Source organism: Mucilaginibacter sp. P2_A4 (genome assembly GCF_056405015.1).
Map to the genome: position 1 here is coordinate 650,033 of NZ_JBFUCX010000001.1, position 20,981 is coordinate 671,013.

General features: G+C 37.5%; 14 protein-coding genes and 1 tRNA gene. 9 read left to right on the top strand and 6 right to left on the bottom strand.

Going from position 1 to position 20,981, the window contains the following annotated elements; all coding sequences use genetic code 11:
- Nucleotides 1-77 precede the first annotated feature (77 nt).
- On the bottom strand, nucleotides 78-1,223 hold the full coding sequence (locus AC1DYB_RS02605; protein WP_477432161.1) for a methionine aminotransferase: 1,146 nt from the start codon (nucleotides 1,221-1,223) through the stop codon (nucleotides 78-80).
- Nucleotides 1,224-1,373: 150 nt separating this feature from the next.
- Entirely contained in the window at nucleotides 1,374-2,351 is a 978-nt protein-coding gene (locus AC1DYB_RS02610) for a YeiH family protein (protein WP_477432163.1), read from the bottom strand.
- Nucleotides 2,352-2,618: 267 nt separating this feature from the next.
- Between AC1DYB_RS02610 and AC1DYB_RS02615 the strand changes: the two genes are divergently transcribed.
- From AC1DYB_RS02615 to AC1DYB_RS02650, 8 genes are all read left to right on the top strand, one after another.
- Entirely contained in the window at nucleotides 2,619-3,026 is a 408-nt protein-coding gene (locus tag AC1DYB_RS02615; protein ID WP_477432165.1) for a DUF4199 domain-containing protein, read from the top strand.
- Between the two features lie 170 nt (nucleotides 3,027-3,196).
- A tRNA-Pro gene (locus AC1DYB_RS02620) sits at nucleotides 3,197-3,270 on the top strand.
- 402 nt (nucleotides 3,271-3,672) lie between these two features.
- Complete coding sequence (locus tag AC1DYB_RS02625) at nucleotides 3,673-4,050, top strand: VOC family protein (protein WP_477432167.1); 378 nt, start codon at nucleotides 3,673-3,675, stop codon at nucleotides 4,048-4,050.
- A 6-nt stretch (nucleotides 4,051-4,056) separates the two neighbouring features.
- On the top strand, nucleotides 4,057-5,070 hold the full coding sequence (locus AC1DYB_RS02630) for an SDR family NAD(P)-dependent oxidoreductase (RefSeq protein ID WP_477397245.1): 1,014 nt from the start codon (nucleotides 4,057-4,059) through the stop codon (nucleotides 5,068-5,070).
- Nucleotides 5,071-5,106: 36 nt separating this feature from the next.
- Nucleotides 5,107-5,919 carry an AraC family transcriptional regulator gene (locus AC1DYB_RS02635; protein WP_477432169.1) on the top strand — a complete coding sequence of 271 codons (813 nt, stop codon included), beginning with the start codon at nucleotides 5,107-5,109 and terminating at the stop codon, nucleotides 5,917-5,919.
- 376 nt (nucleotides 5,920-6,295) lie between these two features.
- Nucleotides 6,296-7,552 (top strand): glycosyltransferase WbsX family protein, encoded by a 1,257-nt coding sequence (locus tag AC1DYB_RS02640; RefSeq protein ID WP_477432171.1) that lies wholly within the window; start codon nucleotides 6,296-6,298, stop codon nucleotides 7,550-7,552.
- 82 nt (nucleotides 7,553-7,634) lie between these two features.
- Nucleotides 7,635-8,210: a Crp/Fnr family transcriptional regulator gene (locus AC1DYB_RS02645; RefSeq protein WP_477432173.1), complete on the top strand. Its 576-nt coding sequence runs from the start codon at nucleotides 7,635-7,637 to the stop codon at nucleotides 8,208-8,210.
- A 101-nt stretch (nucleotides 8,211-8,311) separates the two neighbouring features.
- Entirely contained in the window at nucleotides 8,312-9,091 is a 780-nt protein-coding gene (locus tag AC1DYB_RS02650) for a type 1 glutamine amidotransferase domain-containing protein (protein WP_477432175.1), read from the top strand.
- A 216-nt stretch (nucleotides 9,092-9,307) separates the two neighbouring features.
- On the opposite strand, the gene AC1DYB_RS02655 is transcribed toward AC1DYB_RS02650, so the two are convergent.
- Together AC1DYB_RS02655 and AC1DYB_RS02660 are read right to left on the bottom strand one after the other, a co-directional pair.
- Nucleotides 9,308-12,727 carry a leucine-rich repeat domain-containing protein gene (locus AC1DYB_RS02655; RefSeq protein ID WP_477432177.1) on the bottom strand — a complete coding sequence of 1,140 codons (3,420 nt, stop codon included), beginning with the start codon at nucleotides 12,725-12,727 and terminating at the stop codon, nucleotides 9,308-9,310.
- Between the two features lie 38 nt (nucleotides 12,728-12,765).
- Nucleotides 12,766-14,475: a hypothetical protein gene (locus tag AC1DYB_RS02660; protein WP_477432179.1), complete on the bottom strand. Its 1,710-nt coding sequence runs from the start codon at nucleotides 14,473-14,475 to the stop codon at nucleotides 12,766-12,768.
- 147 nt (nucleotides 14,476-14,622) lie between these two features.
- Here AC1DYB_RS02660 and AC1DYB_RS02665 point away from each other — a divergent pair, with 147 nt between their 5' ends.
- Nucleotides 14,623-15,123 carry a DUF4231 domain-containing protein gene (locus AC1DYB_RS02665; RefSeq protein WP_477432181.1) on the top strand — a complete coding sequence of 167 codons (501 nt, stop codon included), beginning with the start codon at nucleotides 14,623-14,625 and terminating at the stop codon, nucleotides 15,121-15,123.
- Nucleotides 15,124-15,155: 32 nt separating this feature from the next.
- Here AC1DYB_RS02665 and AC1DYB_RS02670 read toward each other — a convergent pair whose 3' ends face one another.
- Nucleotides 15,156-19,172 carry a cache domain-containing protein gene (locus AC1DYB_RS02670; protein ID WP_477432183.1) on the bottom strand — a complete coding sequence of 1,339 codons (4,017 nt, stop codon included), beginning with the start codon at nucleotides 19,170-19,172 and terminating at the stop codon, nucleotides 15,156-15,158.
- Between the two features lie 19 nt (nucleotides 19,173-19,191).
- On the bottom strand, nucleotides 19,192-20,502 hold the full coding sequence (locus tag AC1DYB_RS02675; RefSeq protein ID WP_477432185.1) for a patatin-like phospholipase family protein: 1,311 nt from the start codon (nucleotides 20,500-20,502) through the stop codon (nucleotides 19,192-19,194).
- Nucleotides 20,503-20,981 lie beyond the last annotated feature (479 nt).

Below are 20,981 nucleotides of genomic sequence, written 5' to 3' on the forward strand. Positions count from 1 at the left end.
ATGTCCATGATATTAAATTTGTTTAAAGTTATTAGCTGAAACAACAAACTATCGTTAAAGGTTCAACTATTCTAAAATTAAACTTTCATTAACCTATCAACGGCTTTATCCAAAGTTTCTTGCCTTTTAGCGAAACAAAACCTTAAAACATGATGGTCGATACCTTTAGTATAAAAGGCTGAAACAGGTATGGATGCAACCCCAAATTCTTTAGTTAAACGCAATACAAAATCGGCATCTTTTTCATCGGTAATGTTGCTGTAACGTACTGATTGAAAGTATGATCCGTAGCATGGTAAAAGCTCAAAACGGGTTTGTTTCAACCCATTGCGGAAATAGTCTCTTTTTTGTTGAAAAAACTCAGGCAGACCTAAATAAGTCTCTTCATTTTTTAAATGCTCGGCAATAGCATATTGTATAGGCGTATTTACGGCAAATACCAAAAACTGGTGAATTTTTCTAAACTCCTGCATCAGGAAAGCAGGGGCCATGCAGTAGCCTACTTTCCACCCGGTAGCATGAAACGGCTTGCCAAATGATGCTACTATAAAACTGCGCTGCTGCAATTCGGGATAGCGCGCCATACTGTGATGAGTTTGCCCGTCATATATCAGGTGTTCGTATACCTCATCGCTTAATATTAAAATATCCTGATTTTTAACTAAAGCGCTTAGCTCATCAATGTCCTCCTTGTGTAAAATGGTTGCCGTTGGGTTTTGCGGCGAATTAAGGATGATCATTTTTGTTTTTTGGTTGATAAGCCTTTTTACCATATCCCAGGCAATGCGGTAATTGGGCGGCTCAAGCGCCAGTGATTTTACAACTCCGCCCATCAGTTTAATAGCAGGGGCGTAGCAATCAAATGCGGGTTCAAATATAATAACCTCATCATTTGGATGTATTACCGCACTTATAGCTGTAAAAATAGCCTGGGTTCCGCCGGCAGTTATGGTTATCTCGGTTTCTGGATTGTAAACAGCGCCATAAAGTTTTTCTGTTTTTTCGGCTATTTTTTCGCGCAGGCTCATTACACCGGCCATTGGAGCATACTGATTGTGGCCGTTTTTCATGGCCTGGTTAACCAGCTCAATCAGCGCAGGTGAGCAATCATAATCAGGAAATCCTTGCGACAGATTTATGGCACCAACCTCATTGGCCAGGGCAGACATAACGGTGAATATGGTTGTGCCGGTTTGCGGTAATTTTGAAACAACAGGTATCATGTAAAGGCTAAAATAAGCAAAAAAGCGCAACCTATGAGCTTAATCCTATGTATTTGTCTCTTTTTTGAAAATATTTAGCTTAGTATGAAATAAAATATCGCTGTTGCTTTGCAGTGGTAGGAGAGCTATCGAAAGCGATTTAATCTATTACTAAGCCAAATGTAGTATGGCATATAAAGCACCTGCTGATATGCCTATCCAAAGTAATACTCCCTGCAAAAAGGGTTTTAATCCTACAGATAATAAAACAGTTCTGGATAGTCCGGCACCGATCAGAAACAAGGTGAGGGTTAACCCGGCTTTGGCAATTAATATAAAAAAGGGGCTGATGGCCTGTACAAATGGAATATAGGTATTGGCAATCATCGCCAGTATAAATAAACCAATAAAGTAAGGTACGCCTATTTTTTTGGTTTTATTTTTAAACAGAAAGGAGGACATGAAGGCTACAGGAATAATCCATAATGCGCGGGCAAGCTTAACTGTAGTGGCCACCTCCAGGGCGTGGGCACCGTATTTGCCTGCCGCGCCAACAACAGAGCTGGTGTCATGAATGGCGATGGCGCACCATAAGCCAAATTGTGTTTGTGATAAATTGAAGTAATGGCCAATTACCGTAAAACTAAAAAGTGCCACAGAGTTGAGTATAAACACACATCCTAATGCTACCGAGATTTGTTTTTCTTCGGCTTTTATTACAGGGGAGATGGCCGCAATGGCGCTCCCACCGCAAATGGCTGTACCTGCCGATATGAGGAAGGAAGTTTTCTTTTCAATATTGAACCATTTACCTATCAGCCAGCCAAATGTGAGGGTACTTATGATAGATACGATGGTAAATAGCACACCTTGTTTGCCAGCCTGTAAGGCACTGTGCACATTCATCCCGAAGCCTAAGCCAACCACAGATACCTGTAGCAGTACATGGGTAGCCTTATGATTTAGATGTACATAAGGATGGCCTGTAAATTGGGCTATCGCCAAACCCATCAACAGGGCAATCGCCGGACTGATAAACGGCGTTAAACAAAGTGTAATGCATATTACGAATATGGCAACGCGTGTATTTTTATGAATGTTCACAAGCAACGCGCCCGAATTATTGGCTATCTGATTTTGGGTATTCATTCTTTTCGTTTTTTATATCCCAAAAGTGAGTGTTTGCAATCCGGTATTTTCATCACAATATAGAATGTGGAATAACTTTTGGTTATGGTATTGGATTTGGTTTATATATGAATTACAATTCTGATCCTGTTTATGAATCACTCATTCAATTGCTATTAGTTATGGATATGAATTATTTCAAATGGTATAATAAATAATTATAAGTGCAAACAAATGATTTCAATTTCGCATATTTATACAGAGTATTAACATATACCCACCATTGTTATGAAAAATGCATTTGTAACAGGTTTAATTCTTGGGATACTGAGTGGAACCTGGCTGTTTATCATGCGGTCGTTTGGATACACCAGTACAGGTAACCATGTAACTCCAATTGAATATTTATCATTACTGATACCTTTTTTGGGAGTCTACTTTGGTGTTAAAAGTTACAGGGAGGATGATAAGGAAGGGGAGATCAGCTTTTTGGAGGCTTTATTCCAAAGTTTTAAAATTTTACTTATAGGGGGGCTTTTTGCTTGTTTGGCTGGAATTGTTTACATCAATTATTTTAACATGGGAAGCGAGCTTTTTGCATTTTCCGGGCGTTTAATTGGTGGACTGGTGATTGGTATTTTTATATGTATTGGCGTGTCGGCTGCTTTAATGAACAAGTCGGGTAAGCTGAATTGACTAATAGCTACCTTTTAAAACTGAAAATTTACCTGTAAATACATAGCAAAGGATTTTTTTTAAAATTCAAATCGGTGCAAATGAATGCGTTAGGAATTCATAAGCGACTTCTTTGAAAAAAAATTTTGCAAGTTGATTTAAAATCCTACTTTTGCAAACCCAATCGGGAACGGGATGTAGCGTAGCCCGGTATCGCGCCACATTTGGGATGTGGAGGCCGCAGGTTCGAATCCTGCCATCCCGACAAAAGCGATACCAATCGAGTCAAAAACCCTTAAATCAACTGATTTAAGGGTTTTTTGTTTTAAAGCCAATTGGCTTATTTTATGATTTTGCCTATTCCCAGTACTCCAATGGGGGGCTATTTTTACTATTCCGCATGCTGCAAAGCGCTTCAGAATTTATAATTCACATCGCTTCTATTCAGCGAAGATCACCTTTGTACCATTATATTTTACCTTAGGCCGCTGCAATAGCCGCATTGGTAATTCTTAAAACTTAATATTACGAGAATGAGAAGCGGCACATTGAATCTTCTTGATTTCATCTATTTAACAGTGGCCCTCTAAGCAAAGTAAAATAAGCCTTTAAAACAAAGTCCAGGGTTTACAAACAGAATACCTTTGGATATACAAAAAACAAAATTATGATTGATCATATTATATTAACAGTAAGCAGTTTCGAGCGTTCAATAGCTTTTTATACAAAAGCTTTTGAGCCACTTGGCATCTCCATGTCTATGGATTTTAAGGGACAGGATGGTCACCCGGATTTAAAAGGCTTTGGTGATGGACAAACTATATTCTTTTGGCTTAAAGAAGGTAATTCAAATCCAAGTGGAGTACATATTGGATTTGTAGCCGAAAGCCATGAGCAAATTAACTCATTCTACCATGAAGCATTGAAAGCGGGTGCTCAGTCCATGCATGCACCGAGGATTTTTCCCGAATACTATCCGGGTTATTATGCCGCCTGGGTACTTGATCCTGATGGGTATGAATTAGAACTTGTTCGTAAAAGCTAAATACAAATGGAACAGAATAATTATAACGGAGCATTACAGCGTCCCTTGGGTTCAGGCTTTGATGCAGCTTCCACTATAAATGATGTGATTAAAGGCATCAACCTCACAGGTAAAACGGCAATCGTAACAGGTGGTTATGCTGGTATTGGCCTTGAAACGGTGAAGGCATTAGTTTATGCAGGGGCAACAGTTATCGTGCCTGCCAGAAACATAGAAAAAGCAAAAAGGAGATTAGCAGGAATTGCAAACGTAGAAGTGGAGACGATGGATCTTATGGAGCCGAATTCCATTGACGCATTTGCTGATAAATTTTTAAATTCTGGTAAGCCACTGCACTTGCTGATCAATAATGCGGGTATCATGTGGGTTCCGTTGCAACGTGATAAGCGTGGATACGAATCGCAACTTTCTACAAATTATTTGGGCCACTTTCAATTAACTGCAAAACTTTGGACCGCATTGGTTAAAGATGGGGCAGCAAGGGTGATTAATATTTCATCATGGGGGCATCACTTTTCTCCCTTTATATTTGATGATCCTAACTTTCTTCATAGAGAATTTGAATCCTTTTCTGCTTACGGGCAATCGAAAACAGCCAGTATTCTTTTTTCGTTAGAATTGGATAACAGAGGTAAAAAGCTTGGCGTTCGTTCATACTCATTACATCCTGGTATCATATCAGAAACCGAATTAGGCAGAAATGTGCCGCATGAGGATTTGGTAGCCTATGGTGTGTTTGATGAGGATGGACAGGTGATCAATGACCCTTCAAAAGGATTGAAATCTCTTTCTCAGGGTGCTGCGACAACGGTTTGGTGTGCAACAACTCCTAAACTTAATGGTTTCGGGGGGGTATATTGTGAAGACAATGATATTGCTGACCTTGACCATTTAGTGACTGAAGAAACAGTTGAAACCGGCCTGATGAAAAAGGTGATGCCTTATACGCTGGAAGAAGAATCAGCTAAAAAACTTTGGACTTTGAGTGAAAAGTTGACAGGTTCAGTTTTTGCCATTTAAAGTTCTTTTATTGTTTAGATTTATGTTTTAATCGATATGGCTGGAAAAGAACAAAATGAGTATGCCGAAATACTGCTATCCTGTATAGAAGAAAAATATTTCAAGGACGAGATTGCGATGGAGCACCATTCTTTTGCCAAAATTATTTCTGGTGAAATGAAGGTGGTACAGGCAGACCGATCTTATTTGTTTGGGGCTGGCGATACGCTGCTTTTTCCTTGTAATCAATTATCTACGCTGATCAAAAATCCAAAGGATGGATTACCTTATAAAGCAATTGTTATATTCTTTAGACCAGGTAGGTTAAAGGAATTTTATGCGGGCAATCCACCCCAATTTACAGAGGTTAACAACCATCAGATTAAAACTTATGAGAAGCACCCGATGCTGGAAAGCTTTTTTGCTTCGCTAATTCCCTACTACGATCTGGAAAGCAAACTACCGGAAAAAATCATATCGGTGAAGATTGAAGAGGCTATCACGATTCTACGGGCACTTGATCCCAATATTGACAATGTGTTAGCCGATTTTTCACAATTGGATAAAATCAACATCGTGGATTTTATGGAACGGAATTATATGTTCAACATGAACATTGAAAAATTTGGACTTATGACAGGGCGAAGCTTGACCACATTTAAACGTGACTTCAAAAAGGCATTCAATACCACTCCCCAGAAATGGCTCATCGAGAAAAGATTAGCACTTGCTCATCACCAGTTGGAAAAACAGGGAAGGAAACCTATCGAGGTATATTTGGAAACTGGCTTTGAAAATCTTTCGCATTTCTCCTTCGCCTTTAAAAAATATTTCGGCTATCCGCCTACTATTCTTGGCGGTAAAAAGTAGTATTTAGGTAATTTTTGAAAAATGTCGTATTTAGCTTTTTCATTATGGAAATCAAAAAGCGATACCAATCGAGTCAAAAACCCTTAAATCAGTTGATTTAAGGGTTTTTTGTTTTAAAGGCAATTAGCTTATTTTATGATTTTGCCTATTCAAAGACAGTGCAGGATAGTTCTTTAAAAGAAATCAAATATTTTCGATACAACCAATTATTCTAAACGATACCACTATTGTTGAACATCATCGTAATATGCCTTATCTGTAAAATATTTAAATGCGCAACGATATTCCAAAGTTTTAATCGGTTAAAGAATTTAAAAAATTACGTAAATACCAGCGCCCGTCAATTAATGCCATTACAAACCAACATTTAAATTTTATGAAATTTCTACGGATGATTAACGGGATGCGCATGAAACAGGTTTATCAACCAATCCTGAGCATTCGGCTTACGTTTGCAGTAACTTTTGGCCTGTCATTGTTGATAGCCGCAAATTCGGTTGCTCAAAACACCAAACAAGTACCCAAAAAGAAATATGATGTAGCGGCATTTCTGTATCCGGCTTACGCCAATGATGACCCGCGTTTACGCCCGTTCTGGCCTTCGGGTATTGGTGAATGGGAAACGGTAATGAACATGCAGGAAAGATATCCCGGGCATTACTGGAACCGGAAACCTGTATGGGGAACGGTAAATGAAGCAGATCCGGCGATAATGAACATGGAGATCAACGAGGCCACGCAGCATGGTGTAAATGTGTTCATTTTTGATTGGTACTGGTACGATGGTCGCCCGTTTATGGAAACTACATTGAACAACGGCTTTTTGAAAGCTGACAATGTAAATAAAATGAAATTTTACCTGATGTGGGCTAACCATGATGTGGTGAATACCTGGGATACAAGGCTGAACAAGATAAACGACGGAAACGTGATCTGGAACGGGAAAGTAAGCAGGGATGAGTTTGAAAAGATCTGTAAACGAAATATTGAAAAGTATTTTAAGCTTTCGCAATATTACAAGATTGATGGGAAACCGGTGTTTATGATTTACGATGTACCCCAATTGATTGCGGGACTTGGGGGAATAGAACAAACAGCTGCGGCCTTAAAGTGGTTTAAGGAAGAAACAAAAAGGGCGGGATTCCCGGGGCTTGAGTTACAATTAACCATGTGGTCGCAAAATCTTAACTATAGTGGATTTGATGGCGGCAAGGGCAAGGCTCCGGAAAGCGCTTTTGTTAAAAAACTTGGCTTTACCAGCGCCACGCATTACCAGTTTGTACATTTTGTTGATGTAAATGACGACTACATGAACATTATAAAAAAGGTAAAAAAAGAATGGGCGCGGATAGATACAACCTTTGAGTTAACCTATTATCCGCACGTAAGCATCGGCTGGGATAACAGCCCGCGGTTGGGGCGAAGCGCGGTTATGAAAAATAATACGCCCGAAAATTTTGCCAAAGCACTGCAAATGGCTAAAGACTATGTGGATGCCCATCCCCGCCAGGCTCCGCTGATCACCATAAACAGCTGGAATGAATGGACAGAGACAAGTTATCTTGAGCCGGATAATGTTTACGGTTATGGTTATCTTGATGCAGTTAAAAGCATATTTGTGGATGATAAATAAACCTATCTTTGCAAATTAAAAAGGTGGGTTGTTTCAAACAGCAGTAGTATTGAAATGACTTTTTGTGTACTTTTTCCCATTAATGATGAGTATTATTTTAAGGCAACATTTTGAACAACTGATCACCTTAAATGATGCCGAGTTTGATTATTTATTATCTCATTTCTCATTTAAAAAAGTTAAACGCCGCCGTATTCTTCTGGAACGCGGAGATCCGGTAAACAATGATTATTTCGTATTGAGTGGTTGTTTAAAGGCCTATACCGTTAATGATCTTGGAAAAGAGCACATCCTCCAATTCGCGTTTAAAGATTGGTGGATCTCTGATTATCAATCTTACTACAAGGGCACACCTGCTCAACTTTATATTGACTGTATCGACGATGCAGAAGTGTTGAGTTTGACGATTGAAAACCGAGAAAAGCTTTGCAGGGAGTTTCATAAGATTGAGTATTTCTTTCGCAAGAAATCCAATTTTGGTTATATCGCCCTTCAAAACCGGATCTTGTCATTGTTAAACAATAATGTTAGGGAGCGTTATGAACAACTTATCTTGCTATATCCCTATCTGCTTGAAAAAGTTCCCAAACAACAGGTGGCTTCCTACCTCGGAATAACGAGGGAAACACTCAGCAGATTGACCGCACCTGCAAAATAGCGTGATTCAAATCACATAAAGAGTGTGATTTGAATCCTATCGACCTATTTGTTTTGCATTGATCTTTGGGCAAAATAAATATTAAAAAAATGAAATATTCTATGAAATCAATATTGGCAGCTTTGCTGATATTAGTAACCGCGTATGCGCAGGCAAAACCTAATCCGGTAAAATTGGCAAAAAATGCAAAAGGTAAAAAGATTCTGTTTGTTGTAACGTCCCATTCAGAACTCGGTAATACCGGCAAAAAAACCGGACTGTGGATTGAAGAGTTTGCTGCTCCTTATTATGCCCTGGTAGATGAAGGTTACGAGGTGACTATAGCTTCTCCCAAAGGCGGCCAGGCCCCAATTGATCCTAAAAGTGAAACAGCTGATTTCAGCACAGGTGCTACAAAAAGATATTACAGCGATAAAGCTACACAATCAAAATTAAGCCATACAGTAAAGTTATCAGCAGAAAATCAAAAAAATTATGCTGCTGTGTTTTATCCTGGCGGCCATGGCCCTATGTGGGATCTTTCGGAGGACAAGAACTCAGCAAAATTGATTGAGTCTTTTTATAACAATAATAAACCTATTGCATTTGTTTGTCACGCGCCCGTGGCATTAAAAAATGTTGTTACCAAAGATGGTGAGCCTTTAATAAAAGGTAAAAAGGTAGCTGCTTTTACCAATACGGAAGAGGCTGCTGCACAATTAACACAAGTAGTGCCTTTTTCGCTGGAGGATATGCTTATATCTAAAGGAGCTAACTATGTAAAAGGAGAAGATTGGAAACCGTTTACTACCACAGATGGATTACTGATCACCGGCCAAAATCCTGCTTCATCAATATTTGTTGCCCAGGAGCTGATGAAAATGTTGGATAGTTCAAAGTAATTTAAACCTCCGTTTCACCAGGTTTAGATATCATAGAGATTTCATTGCGAACATCAATTTTGTCTGCAATGAAATCTCTTTTTTTGGATACGGTAAGCTGATTTAACGGGAGATGGCTTTCTGATAATTGTGCTCGGATAAATTATTTAGTTTGGCATTTCCAGTAAAAAGCGAGAAAACCTATTGCTTTTTCTTGATGAGGGGGATGAAGGGGGATTAGTCACTTATAATCTGACATTGTGGTAATAATTCTTTGATCTTTTTTAATGCAGGTTCTGAAATAACATTCCCTAACAGGAACAACATTTTTAAGTTTTTTAACTGACCTACTTCGGGAGGAATGTTATTCAAATGATTATCTGCAATAAAAAGTTGGCGTAGTTTTTTTACTTGTCCTATTCCGGCAGGCAAATTTTGCAATCCATTATTGCTTATATCCAAGGTCTCTAAATTCTTTAATTTCTCTATTTGAGTAGTCCAACTCTTCATTAAATTATGACGAAAATTTAAATTTTGCAGTCTTTTCAGCCGCGCAAATTCGATGGGCAAATGCGCTAATTTATTATATTCCAGGTTTAAGTTCTGTAGGTTGGTTAATTGTCCAATTTCAGCAGGCAAGCTTTGCAAGCCATTACTTGATAAATCTAAATTTTGCATTTTTTTTAATCGCCCTATTTCAGCAGGCAATCGGTCTAATCCATTATATTTCAAATTTAAATTTTGCAAGTTTGTTAATTGCCCAACTTCAGGAAGCAAACTTTGCAACCCATTTTCGCTTACATCCAGGGTCTCTAAGTTTTTTAGTCCCGCTGTTTGGGTGGGCCAGCTCTTCAATAAATTGTTTGATAAATCTAAGCTTTGCAGTGTTTTTAACCTCCCTATGTCGATAGGTAAACGCTCTAATTTATTATGATTTAAATTTAAGTTTTGCAGGTTCATTAATTGCCCAATTTCGGCAGGCAAACTTTGCAAACCATTTTCGCTTACATCCAATGTGTTTAGGTTTTTTAATTCCTTAATTTGCGGCGACAAACTTTGCAATTCATTTTTCCCTAAATTTAAGGTCTTTAGTTTATGCAACTGTCCTATTTCGGCTGGCAAATGCTCTAAACTGTTATGATGTAAATCGAGGTTTTGCAGGTTTGCTAATTGCCCAATTTCGGGAGGCAAGCTTTGTAAGTTATTGTCTGTTAATATTAGGTCTTGCAGCTTTGTTAATTGCTTTATTTCGGGAGGTAAACTCTGCAATACATTGTCGCTTACATCTAAGATCTTTAAGTTTTTTAGCCGTCCTATTTTGGTGTGCTCAAATTCCAGTACATTATTATGCAAATCTAAGTTTTGCAAATTAGTTAACTGCTCAATTTCAGGAGGCAAATTATGCAAGCCGTTACCTGATAGATCTAAATTTTTCAGGTTTTTTAATTGGCCAATTTCAGCAGGTAATTCCTTAATATAGTTGTGACCAAATAGAATAATTTGTAATTGCGGATATTTGAATATTTCAGCCGGAAATTTTCCCAAATATTGATTGCGCAAATCCAATGCGACAACGCGTTCGTCTAAATCTGCTAATTTGTATACTACTGTGTATTCTAATCCTGCTGTATCAATTAAATAATCAACTGTCTTTTTTGTTCTCCCCCCTACAACTTTTTTAACTTTAGCAAAGCCGGTATAGTCAAACTGCTCCACGTTTTTATACAAGTAATCAATTGCAGCATCTCCGTTTTTGTCGATAAAACCATATGCTTTATTTGAGCCTTGTGCCAAAGCGAGGTTTCCATGATAAAAATAAAAGGCATTGATCAGCTTCTTTGCATGAGCAAGGGCCGTTTGGGTGGAATCCTCAGCATTTATTGCATTCTTTTTCGCCTGCTCTGCTTTTTCTTTTTGTGTGTTTGCAATTTTTTCTGATGCATTGGCATTTGCAAGGGCTATTTTAGTTGAATCCCTGGCTTTTACTGCAATAATATTGGCAGCGTTAGCCTCTTCAAGAGCCAGCCCGGTTGAGTCCTGCGCTTTTATTGCAGCGGTTTTAGCATCGTTAGCTTCAGCAAGAGCTATTCCTGCTTTATTTTCCGCGTTGTCTGCTTGTCTTTTTTTACCAATTGCCCATATGGCTATTATCATCATTATGGCAAGCGCGGAGCTTATCACCCAAATAAAGCGCTTCTGCGAATTTTGATTTTTTTCTAATAGCCTTTGCCTTTCAAGTAAATCCCGCTTTTCCTTTTCCAGTTGTTGTTTCTCTTTTTCTTTGTAACCTGCAACTGTTTCCCGGCTTTCATCAATTAATGCCATTTCTTCGGCAGTGAGCTGCAGTTTGCCCAAAAAAGGTTCGATGAAATTTAATTGCTTTTCCGAAAATAATTCCCTCGCATTTGCTTTTAAAGAGGTATGGGCTTTTACCAGGCGTTTTATTTCTAGCAACGCAATTTCTTCGTCACTTCTTTTTTCGGCAATCCGCTGGGCCAGCGAGTCATGGGCCAATTCATATAGGTCAACATCTTCTGTATAACGTAATATCCGGCCGTTAATAAATGCTTCTACCACAGCATCAATCAATATGGCGTTTATATCTGGAAGCCGTTCGTATAACCCTTTTTTTCTGATAGGTTCTTTGGTGCCCTCAAGAGTGGCAAATGGAGATAGTATATTCCAGATGGTTGCCGGCAGAATGATTGTATCTCCCTGGCTTAGTTTTTTGCTGATGCCGGCTACCTGCTCTTCCAAAAAATTCTGTAGTATATCGCCAATGTCTCCAATCGTACTCAATGCCTCTGCGGTAAATACGGCTTCTCGCTGCCGGGTCTCGTCTCCCGTTATTTTCAGGTAAAATTTATCCAAAAAAACCTGCAGGTAAGGTAGTTGTATGGTCAGTGATTTCTCTTTATCCTTTATTTTCTCAAAAATACTCTCGGCAATCAAATTGGCCTCATCAGTTTTCAACCGTACATTGGAGTTTTTATAACTTGTAGCCCCCTCAATTACCTGCAGTACTTTGTTGAGGTTCATAGGCTCAACCCGCAATTTTTTACGTAATAGTTGTGGTACCGCCTTTTCAAAATCGTATAAATATCCCAGGTATTCTTCCCTTATCGAGAAAATCATTTTTACAGGCTGTTCTATTTGCAATATTTCCTGTACTGTGGTAATGAATTGTTGTTCCTCTTCTTTTGAGCCAAGGATAAAAAGCTCTTCAAACTGATCAAAAATGAGATAGATAGGTTTAAAAGAGTTTAAGTAGATAGCTTTAAACGCCTGCTCCAGCGGGGTTAACAGTGGGGAAGTTGAAATAACTTCTTTTTCCTCCATTAACTCGGCAAGCCAATCCATATTATCCTGTTCTGCCACAAAAGTACCTCCCGCGTCAGCCAGCGCCTTTTCAAAATTCGCGTTAATATTATTGCCCCTGCGTACCGTTAATGCCAGCCAATCATGCGATGGGAATTTACTGGCCAGTCCACACTGAATCAGGCTTGTTTTTCCTGTGCCGGAGGCGCCATAGACCAGCAAAATGGACGATTGAAATACCATTTCATAAAGGGCATTGATTTCCTCGTCCCTGCCAAAAAATATGCCTGTATCTTCTTTGCTGTAAGCATCTAAAAATTTAAAAGGATATTTTTTCATTTGATGGCCTCCTGTTGAAATTAACCGATAGGATCATTTTAGAAAAGATGGCTCAAATCATCTTCTTTATCGTCGTCGTCTATTCCTGTAACCGCTCTTTTAGCTTCATTAAAAAGATTAAACACATTGTCGAAACGCATATCTCTGAATTTTTTTGGATCGAGCAGTAGTTCATTGAAATCAACACCTGGCTTTACCGTTCCGGTATCAGCAATATTCACAACACTATTATCCTCCAAAAAAATATAATTTAAGCTTTCATCAGTATTATTGTGCGAGGCATAAAAACATATTTTTGCTCCACCTTCAAATGCCAGGGCATTTACATCAATTACAAATGGAAAAAGATTGAGGTTCTGTTGGTAGCTTCCTTTGTAAAGTAAAACAGCATCAGTATTTATAGGCGTTTCAGCGTAATTTACTCTTTCCTGGTTAACATTGGATTTATTGTCAATACCTAAAACCGTGTAGTTATACAGATAATGAGGTTTGGTGTTGCGCATTTCGAAATAGCCGATGGATTTAATAGACACCATCCTGTAGTTAACAAGGAATTTTAAATTTTCCAGAACAGTTGTTAATTGTATTTCTGCTTCCGTGCAGTCTGATTCTGTAAAGGAAGAGTTATCCTGCAAAATATTGACAGCCTGTAATCCGGAACATGCCTTTAAAAAATCGCTTTCTGCATGCAGGTTTGTTGAAAACTCATTCAATTCTGTTATAGGGAAATCCAGTTCATTATCGATAAAAATTGCAATAAGGGTTTTTAATAAACTGACGAGACCATTGACGTCCAGCTCAAATTCATCTTCAAAAAAATTCTTGCAGATAATAGTTTGGTCGGGAGTAAGAACGTAGTTTTTATCCTTTCTGTCATCCCACAATTTTGAAATAAGCGAAAAGCATAAGAGTTGAAGAATTCTTTTTGCGGTGAGCTGGCAGTTTTCCAGGTATTTTTTAAATTTATTAACCGACGACTCCTCTTTACCAATTGCCATCAGTTTACGAAGTTGGATACCTAACACGCCTACAAAGCTAAAGGCAATAATCTCTTTGGCGGGGTCGCTGAAACGGCTTTGTGTTTCCCAGTCGGTTACCATTCTTGAAGCATTTTCTAAGAATTTAGCTGCCCTGGGGCTGTAAATCCTGATACTTTCCATCAAACGGCGGGTGAGTATTTCATTAAAGGAATTTCGTTTGGGTTCATCTGCCGAAGTTTTAACTTCCGCCACAGTTTTCTGTAGAGATTCGTCCGGCATGATTATGCCCGGTAAAATGTCATCCAACTGGCTTTTAAATTGATATTTTAAATTATCAATGCCAGTATACACTGTTTTAAAGTGCCCCAGTTCACTAATTTTTTTCTTAAAGGCCAGTAGCGTATTAATTTCCTCGGTAATTGATCCCGAATTAAGAGGCGCATCTTTAAAATAGGTCCATATTTGGGGTTTGCCCGTATTTTTAAAAACCTGGTAAGCGGTGTCAAATTCTTCGGCAGTGTATTTTCCTACCTTTGTAAAAAAAAGGCAAAGAACGATATCGCATTCGCCGATGGCTTTATTATATTCGTTTTGAAGTCGGGTATCAGATATAGCGTCAAGAAAATATTCCCATTGAAGTATTTCAAGATAAATACCTTGTTTGTGTAGCCTGTCATTTTCCCTGCTAATAAAAATTCGAAATTCATCCCTGTCCGCCTTCAATTCGGAAGAAGAAGCGAGGAAAATTTTGATTGTTTTAAGTAACATGACAGGTTATTAATAATTGATTAATTTAATTTTTATATTTAGTAAAACCAAAAAATATCAAGCTTGCTCTTTTAATTCTCATTTATTTTAATTTTTTATTATAATAAAGCCTTTTCGTTATATTTAAATAATCAAATCAGCTGTAAAATGGACCAAATTACTTTTGATAAATACGTTGAAGACCGTTATATCAAACAAATGGATTATTATCAGCAGGCCTCGGCAAAAAATCAAAAAAAGTATAAGCAGTTTCAATGGGTGTTAATTATTTTATCAGCATTAACTCCTGTTATAGCTGCTTTAAATGGCGTAAAATCCGGTGCAATTAATATTTATCCACTTATTAATGTAAATATCCTGGTTGTAACAGTTTCCAGTATAGTAGCAATTTTAACAACTGGTTTAAAGACCTTTAATTACCAGGAGTTATGGATCAAATATCGATCAACATATGAAAAACTAAAACCCGAAATTTATTATTACAACTTCAATATTGGGCCTTATGCTGCAAATGATGTGGACCGGAAATCAATTTTTGTTACAAGAATAGAAGCAATTTTAGATACTGAACATACTCAATGGCCGCCCGCAAAAAGTATTCCCAATACTCAAGACAAATCAGTTGATCCTCCTATTTCAAAAAAATAGTGACGGAAGAGTTTTGTGGGGTGGTAATTGCCTTAAGGGCTTTTTGACGCCGCCGTATTATCAAAGAAAGAGAATAATTTAAGTACCGTTGGTATGCCTACTGTTATCACTGTAAGGTATTTAATGAGTGTGGAATAAGCTTCTTGTTGCGAGGCAAAAAGGAACGCTAAAACAGCAATGATCAATATCAGGAGCGGGGTTTTTAATTTATTCCAGTTGCCATTATCCTTAATCTGGTTTTTTATTTTCATGGCTTCTGAGCTGCCTATCGCGGTAAGAATAAAATATCGAAAGCCCCTGTTAAAAAGTTTAAGAACACTTCCTTCCTGTACAATTAATCCTTTGCTAAGTAGTAAAGTGAGGTTATACTCATCAAATGGATTTACAAGGCCATCCTGGGCAAGGTCATAAAGCAGAAACTTTTCCTCTTTAGTTAATGACTGCCACATGTACATATAAAAATAGTGAGCTGTAATCCCTAATTTAAATGACAGGGCGTCACTATCTGGCGGCATTTTCCCTTTACTATCGGCTTTAAGTTGGTTTATTATTGGTTGTTGCAGCTTTTTAAAAAAGTGACCATTGTTTGTTTCATACAGGATTGTTTTTTCCCATAAAGGCATATCCTCTTCTATCTTCAGGTTACCGGGGTCTAATTTTTTTATCACGATCTTAAAATGTCCTAATAATACATGCCATCTTTCCAGGTCATGTTCTGGCAGCCTTTTTTCCTCATCTTTATATTTTTCAAGGTCATTTAATGAATCCAGAAAATCTACCGGATGCACTGTGGAAATTATAAAAACCTTTGCACTATTTCTTTGCATTAAATCCTCCAAAAAGTTGAGTTTTAAGCGGTTTGTAGCCGGGTTTTTAATATCATACTCAAAATGGTTTACAATGATCAACGAGTACCGGGCATCTTTTACTGCGGTTTTTAAATTATTCCACTCTATTTGTGCTCCCATGTTGTTTTCATCATTGGGGATATGTATCATATCAGCAATCAAACAATTATTTGAAGTTTCACCAACAGGGTAAGCTATGGTTGAGGCATCTTTCCCTTTAATTTTATGTTCATGTATTAAGTTCATAACCCTATCCAGTTTACCAGAACCCGGAGAGCCGATTATGAAAAGTAATGAGTTAAGTTGATTATCGGTTAACAGCAGGTTGTCGATATTTTCCCAATAAGTTTCATTAGGCAGATTTAAGGCAAACAGCTTTCTTAAAATATGATGAAATACAAACCAAAAAAGCAGCAAAGAACACAAAAAACAACTCCAATAAGTTACGCCCAGGTACCATTTTCTATCCATTGTAATTCCAGGTAAGCTGTATTGGATAGTGTCAGATTTGACTACCAGGTAGGAGTTTGCCGATCTTTTATAGTCGGTATAATTTTCACCTTTTGTAAATAATGCTGTGTATGTCCATAAACTATCCGGAGGGAAGTGATATAGCTCCTTAATGCCGGGTATAAGATTTTCTTTATCAATAGTTAACTGGTTAAATAGGGTTGTTGCATGATAATTATCTACAAACTTTTCTCTATGAGGTTTTTTTGACACAATATTGTACGTGTTAATCCAAATGCTATCCCGATAAATATTATTGTGTGGATAATTATTTAGTAGCAGAGGGTTTTGTGCTATAATGTTTTTAATGAATTGTGTATGCCTGTAACGTGCAATAAGTTTTGTTTCGTAATTAAATGCAGAAGTATAAAAGAGGGCTACTGGCAAGCCGCTGGTAATTATAATGCGGGTAAATGTCATTAGCGAATAGCTGGTACTAAAATTCCAAATTTTTAATTTTTTAATTAAATCTTTCTCGCAAAGAACAGTGTGAATTTTCCTGGTTAATATTAAAAGAATAAATAAGGTAACTTCATAGGTTAACAGCGGCACAACTTCTGTTAAAATAGATGTGGTAACATTTATAAGACCAATAATGACGCTTAGCGCAATGGATGCATTTCTTTTTTGCTTATATAACTCAGGGTTGTTTTTTTTATAATATGCAGAATATAAATAGTTTATGAAAAGAATAGCCGCTGTGCCCGAAACTAAAAGAATAAAAAAGGACTGCAGAAAGCTGGTGTAGTTACACCAAATGATGAGTAGTGCAATAGTAATCAGATTACAGAATACGGCCAAGTTGTACTGCTGGTGAAAACAATCGTTGGGACCGATCCATGATATATCAAAATATTGTTTTTTATAGTAGATTTTTTTGATGGAAAACAAAAAGACAGCCGTTAGTATCATTGCTATGATACAGAAAAAGGCAAATAGCATAGAAAAACTAAAGCTAAAGTTATTGATATCGCGAATGTTCTTAAACGATTTATCTTCAAGTATTACAAGGTAATAAGGAAGGCCATGAATTGGACTTGCATAAGCTATGTATTGTTTGCCAGAGTACCTTGTTTCAAAGTATTTATCGGTATGTGCATCTATACTGGCTTTCAGACTTTGATAATCCGATAGCTCTTCAAACAGGTTTTGATTAAGGTTTTTAGCTGGATTAATATGATATAATACCCTTCCCTGGTTGTTGATGATACAATAAAGATAACCAGCAGGTAAAATAGTATGATCAAGACTTGTTAAGTTAATTGATATGGCCACATAAGGAGAGTTTTTATTTATTGATGGCTTGGACAAAATAGAAGTAAATGCTCCCGACGTCCAGGATACTACCTGCTCAAAGTAGTATGGCTTCCTGGGGTCATTATCCAGATAAAATGGTCTGTGATCACGAAGTTTAATAAAATAATCCCTGTATGCATAATTGCCCGGAGGCGCCGGTTCTGATTTTGTGTACCAGCCTTTTACTTCGGTACCTTTATTATCTAACCAGTAGACCTGATTCATATTTAGATCCTTGGTAAGTTGTTTTAATTTGTTTTGAATATCAGGAAATACCACCTTATTGTCCTGATCATAAATATTGGAGGTGACATTCTCCCCGGGATTATTTGTGGAGGCTATGGTGGTTTGATCATTCATCAATAGATCTGCTTTGTCCAAAATATGATAAGCCTTAGCAACCTCGATACCGAATCGATACTTTAAACTATCAGCTATATATCTACTGATTCTTGATTTTCGATACTCGGTTTTGAAAAGGGAATTGTATTTAAAGAAAGCGAAGAACAGTAATGATACCAATAGCATAGATACTGCAAATGAAAATATTCCATCTGCTGCTGTCAGCCTGTCCTTATTTCCCATTTGATAAAGTTTTAACCAGGGTAAAGCAAGTATAGCAGCGGCTGCGATTGTTAATAGTAAAAGAACTATGTTTTCCGGAAGCTTATTTCTTTCCTGTTGATAGTTTTTGGTAGTAAGTAACCCCGATACAGTGATCACTGAATCGGCATTGATGTTTAGCCTTTGTGAAAAAATCTTGTAGTCGTTCCCGCTTAAGTGTATATTTTTTACCTGTCCCTCTAAAAAAGCACTTTTATCAGATTTTAACGAGTCAGGTACAATGGTTGTTATGCCGCTGGGAAACGTTTGGTAGATGATGTTTTTTTGCCTGAGAAAAATATACTGGTCAAATATTTCGTTGGTAAGCAAAGGGTCAATAAACTGTTTTAAGGTATACCTCATATGAATAAAGTAACCTCCCTTTTGCAGGTGAATAGTTAGCCTGCGGTTATCAAATTCTACTTTACAGAGGCTATCAGTGGAGGTACTTACCTTGTTCTTATCTTCCGGCTCCTGCACCGGTTTTATAGGCTCCAGGATGAAGTTTTTGCGGGGATAACGTTCAAGGTACTTGTTTAATCTTTCACGGTTGTATAGGGGATGGTTTAATTCATATGTATTAAGTATGGTATTTAAAAGTGCAATAGAATTATCAACTTTTGATTGTATGTTTATTTCGATATTTTGCAAACATCTAAAGCGCTGAGCTTCTAATTCATTTTGGTTATTTGGAACATAGATAAAAAAGTAAATTGCACCAATTACCAGTACAAAAAATAAAGTGGCCAATACAATCGTTTGGTTACGACTAAATGAAAATCTATTTTTCATTGCACTAATTTTATCGTCCTTACTTACCGCTGCTCAGCCATTTTTCTTTAGCTGCTTTGTAAGTATCAAACCCCAGGTGAACACCTGCACCATCGCCGCGTATTAACTGATTAGGTAAACACAAACCCAGCCCGTTTACAATGAATTTAACACAAAGGCGTTTAATCAGGTCAACTTGATCATTATCTACAGCATCCATATCAAGATCCATTATCGCAACGAAATCAGCGCTGCCGTTTGGGTCGTTTTTATAAACATCAGGTGCCTCATATATTTGGGTATCCGGGTTTAATATCGGTTTTAAGCACGGGTTTATCCTCACCAAACAAGCTTCATTACTTAATGAAGGATCAATCATGGCATAGGTTATAAATGTGGCAGAATCGGGTGGGTCACCCACAATACTGGTCGACAATTTTTTTATATCGGCAAAAAACGAAGAGCTGTTGTCTGTAATGGCCAGTTTGTTGCCTTTGTTTTTATTATAAATAGCGGCAATTACAGGATCGGTTGAATTTTGATAGTCGGCAATAATGGCTTCACCACCCGTACCAGTTCCCAACGAAAGGATTTTAAAATCGCTTAGTGGCAAGTCGGGATTATTTGTCCGGGCTTCTATAAAGCCCGCAAGTACTGGGTTGTTAAAACCGGATATTGCGCCATCCCAAAACCAGGTTTTACGTTTGTCATTTCCCCCAAGTAAGTTGGTAGTAATTGCTGCAGGCGAATCAAAGTAGTTAATAGGTGCGTTACTTGATGAATGTATGGCATCCGCCAGGCTTACCTGGTAAAACTTTTTGTTATTAAAATCTGTCCTACTTGCCGGGTTTGATCTGAAGAAAACCGCTCTTTGCCTAAAATAATCGTAACCGGCAACAAGTATCTGTAAATCATTTTTGCCAATGATAGCCGGCAGTTCATTTAAGTAAGTATCTAAAATAGGCTTGGTAGCCTTTTTTTGTACAATAAGGCTATCATATTTATTCAATACATTTTTGAGTCCGCTTAGCTTTCTATCGGTGCTGTATTTGGGGCCAAGCACATTGGTAAGGCTTGCAATATTTTTAAATTTTAATTTTTCCCAGAAGGATAATTTTGAAAAAACTTGTTTTCGTTTACCTTCATCTTCAAAAACAGAAATTATTTCGCTAATTAACATGTTGTTGCATAGCGAAGCCAAAACAAGGCTACCACCTGAATTTGCAATAACGAGGTTGAATTGGCGTAAAATTTCATGTCCCGAAACATCACCATAAATATCTTTAAGTACCCTGGCCTGTATCAGGGCCCAGGAGCCGCCGCCATCTAATGAAAGTATTTTATATGCCATTTTGAAAATTGGTTTTATGAATTAGGTTTAACATTATATATTCTTCAGGTGTGTTAGTGATAAATCAACTTGTTGTTAAAAGCTATTTGAGGGGGGAGCCAATAATGCTATATGTAAAAAAACTCTTAAAAGCAAGGTTCGGGGTTTATCTTGTAGAAGCTGTTGGATGTAGCGCTAAGTACTTGCAGTTCAATGATTTAATTATTGTGCTGTATCCTGGCAGTTGGCTTTGCATAAAATACTTATTGGGTTACATATAAAGATTAAGCCAATTGCACCTCAATGATTTTAAATTCCAACATAGTGCCTCCTTTTTTATTAATTAAAGAATAAATTATCCAGGTATATCAGATCAAACTGCACAGCGGATTTACGCTGTTGCCATCTTAAATAAAAAACACTTTTATAATTAAAAAAGATTAACGCTGTACGGTAAATTAAAAGGCCGATGTCTTTTTTATTTAAGGTTTATGTACTAT

Bases quoted from the DNA above. Each gene is read 5' to 3' on its own strand.
- AC1DYB_RS02605 (WP_477432161.1), bottom strand. From the start codon at position 1,223: ATGATACCTGTTGTTTCAAAATTACCGCAAACCGGCACAACCATATTC.
- AC1DYB_RS02610 (WP_477432163.1), bottom strand. From the start codon at position 2,351: ATGAATACCCAAAATCAGATAGCCAATAATTCGGGCGCGTTGCTTGTG.
- AC1DYB_RS02615 (WP_477432165.1), top strand. From the start codon at position 2,619: ATGAAAAATGCATTTGTAACAGGTTTAATTCTTGGGATACTGAGTGGA.
- AC1DYB_RS02625 (WP_477432167.1), top strand. From the start codon at position 3,673: ATGATTGATCATATTATATTAACAGTAAGCAGTTTCGAGCGTTCAATA.
- AC1DYB_RS02630 (WP_477397245.1), top strand. From the start codon at position 4,057: ATGGAACAGAATAATTATAACGGAGCATTACAGCGTCCCTTGGGTTCA.
- AC1DYB_RS02635 (WP_477432169.1), top strand. From the start codon at position 5,107: ATGGCTGGAAAAGAACAAAATGAGTATGCCGAAATACTGCTATCCTGT.
- AC1DYB_RS02640 (WP_477432171.1), top strand. From the start codon at position 6,296: ATGAAATTTCTACGGATGATTAACGGGATGCGCATGAAACAGGTTTAT.
- AC1DYB_RS02645 (WP_477432173.1), top strand. From the start codon at position 7,635: ATGATGAGTATTATTTTAAGGCAACATTTTGAACAACTGATCACCTTA.
- AC1DYB_RS02650 (WP_477432175.1), top strand. From the start codon at position 8,312: ATGAAATCAATATTGGCAGCTTTGCTGATATTAGTAACCGCGTATGCG.
- AC1DYB_RS02655 (WP_477432177.1), bottom strand. From the start codon at position 12,727: ATGAAAAAATATCCTTTTAAATTTTTAGATGCTTACAGCAAAGAAGAT.
- AC1DYB_RS02660 (WP_477432179.1), bottom strand. From the start codon at position 14,475: ATGTTACTTAAAACAATCAAAATTTTCCTCGCTTCTTCTTCCGAATTG.
- AC1DYB_RS02665 (WP_477432181.1), top strand. From the start codon at position 14,623: ATGGACCAAATTACTTTTGATAAATACGTTGAAGACCGTTATATCAAA.
- AC1DYB_RS02670 (WP_477432183.1), bottom strand. From the start codon at position 19,172: ATGAAAAATAGATTTTCATTTAGTCGTAACCAAACGATTGTATTGGCC.
- AC1DYB_RS02675 (WP_477432185.1), bottom strand. From the start codon at position 20,502: ATGGCATATAAAATACTTTCATTAGATGGCGGCGGCTCCTGGGCCCTG.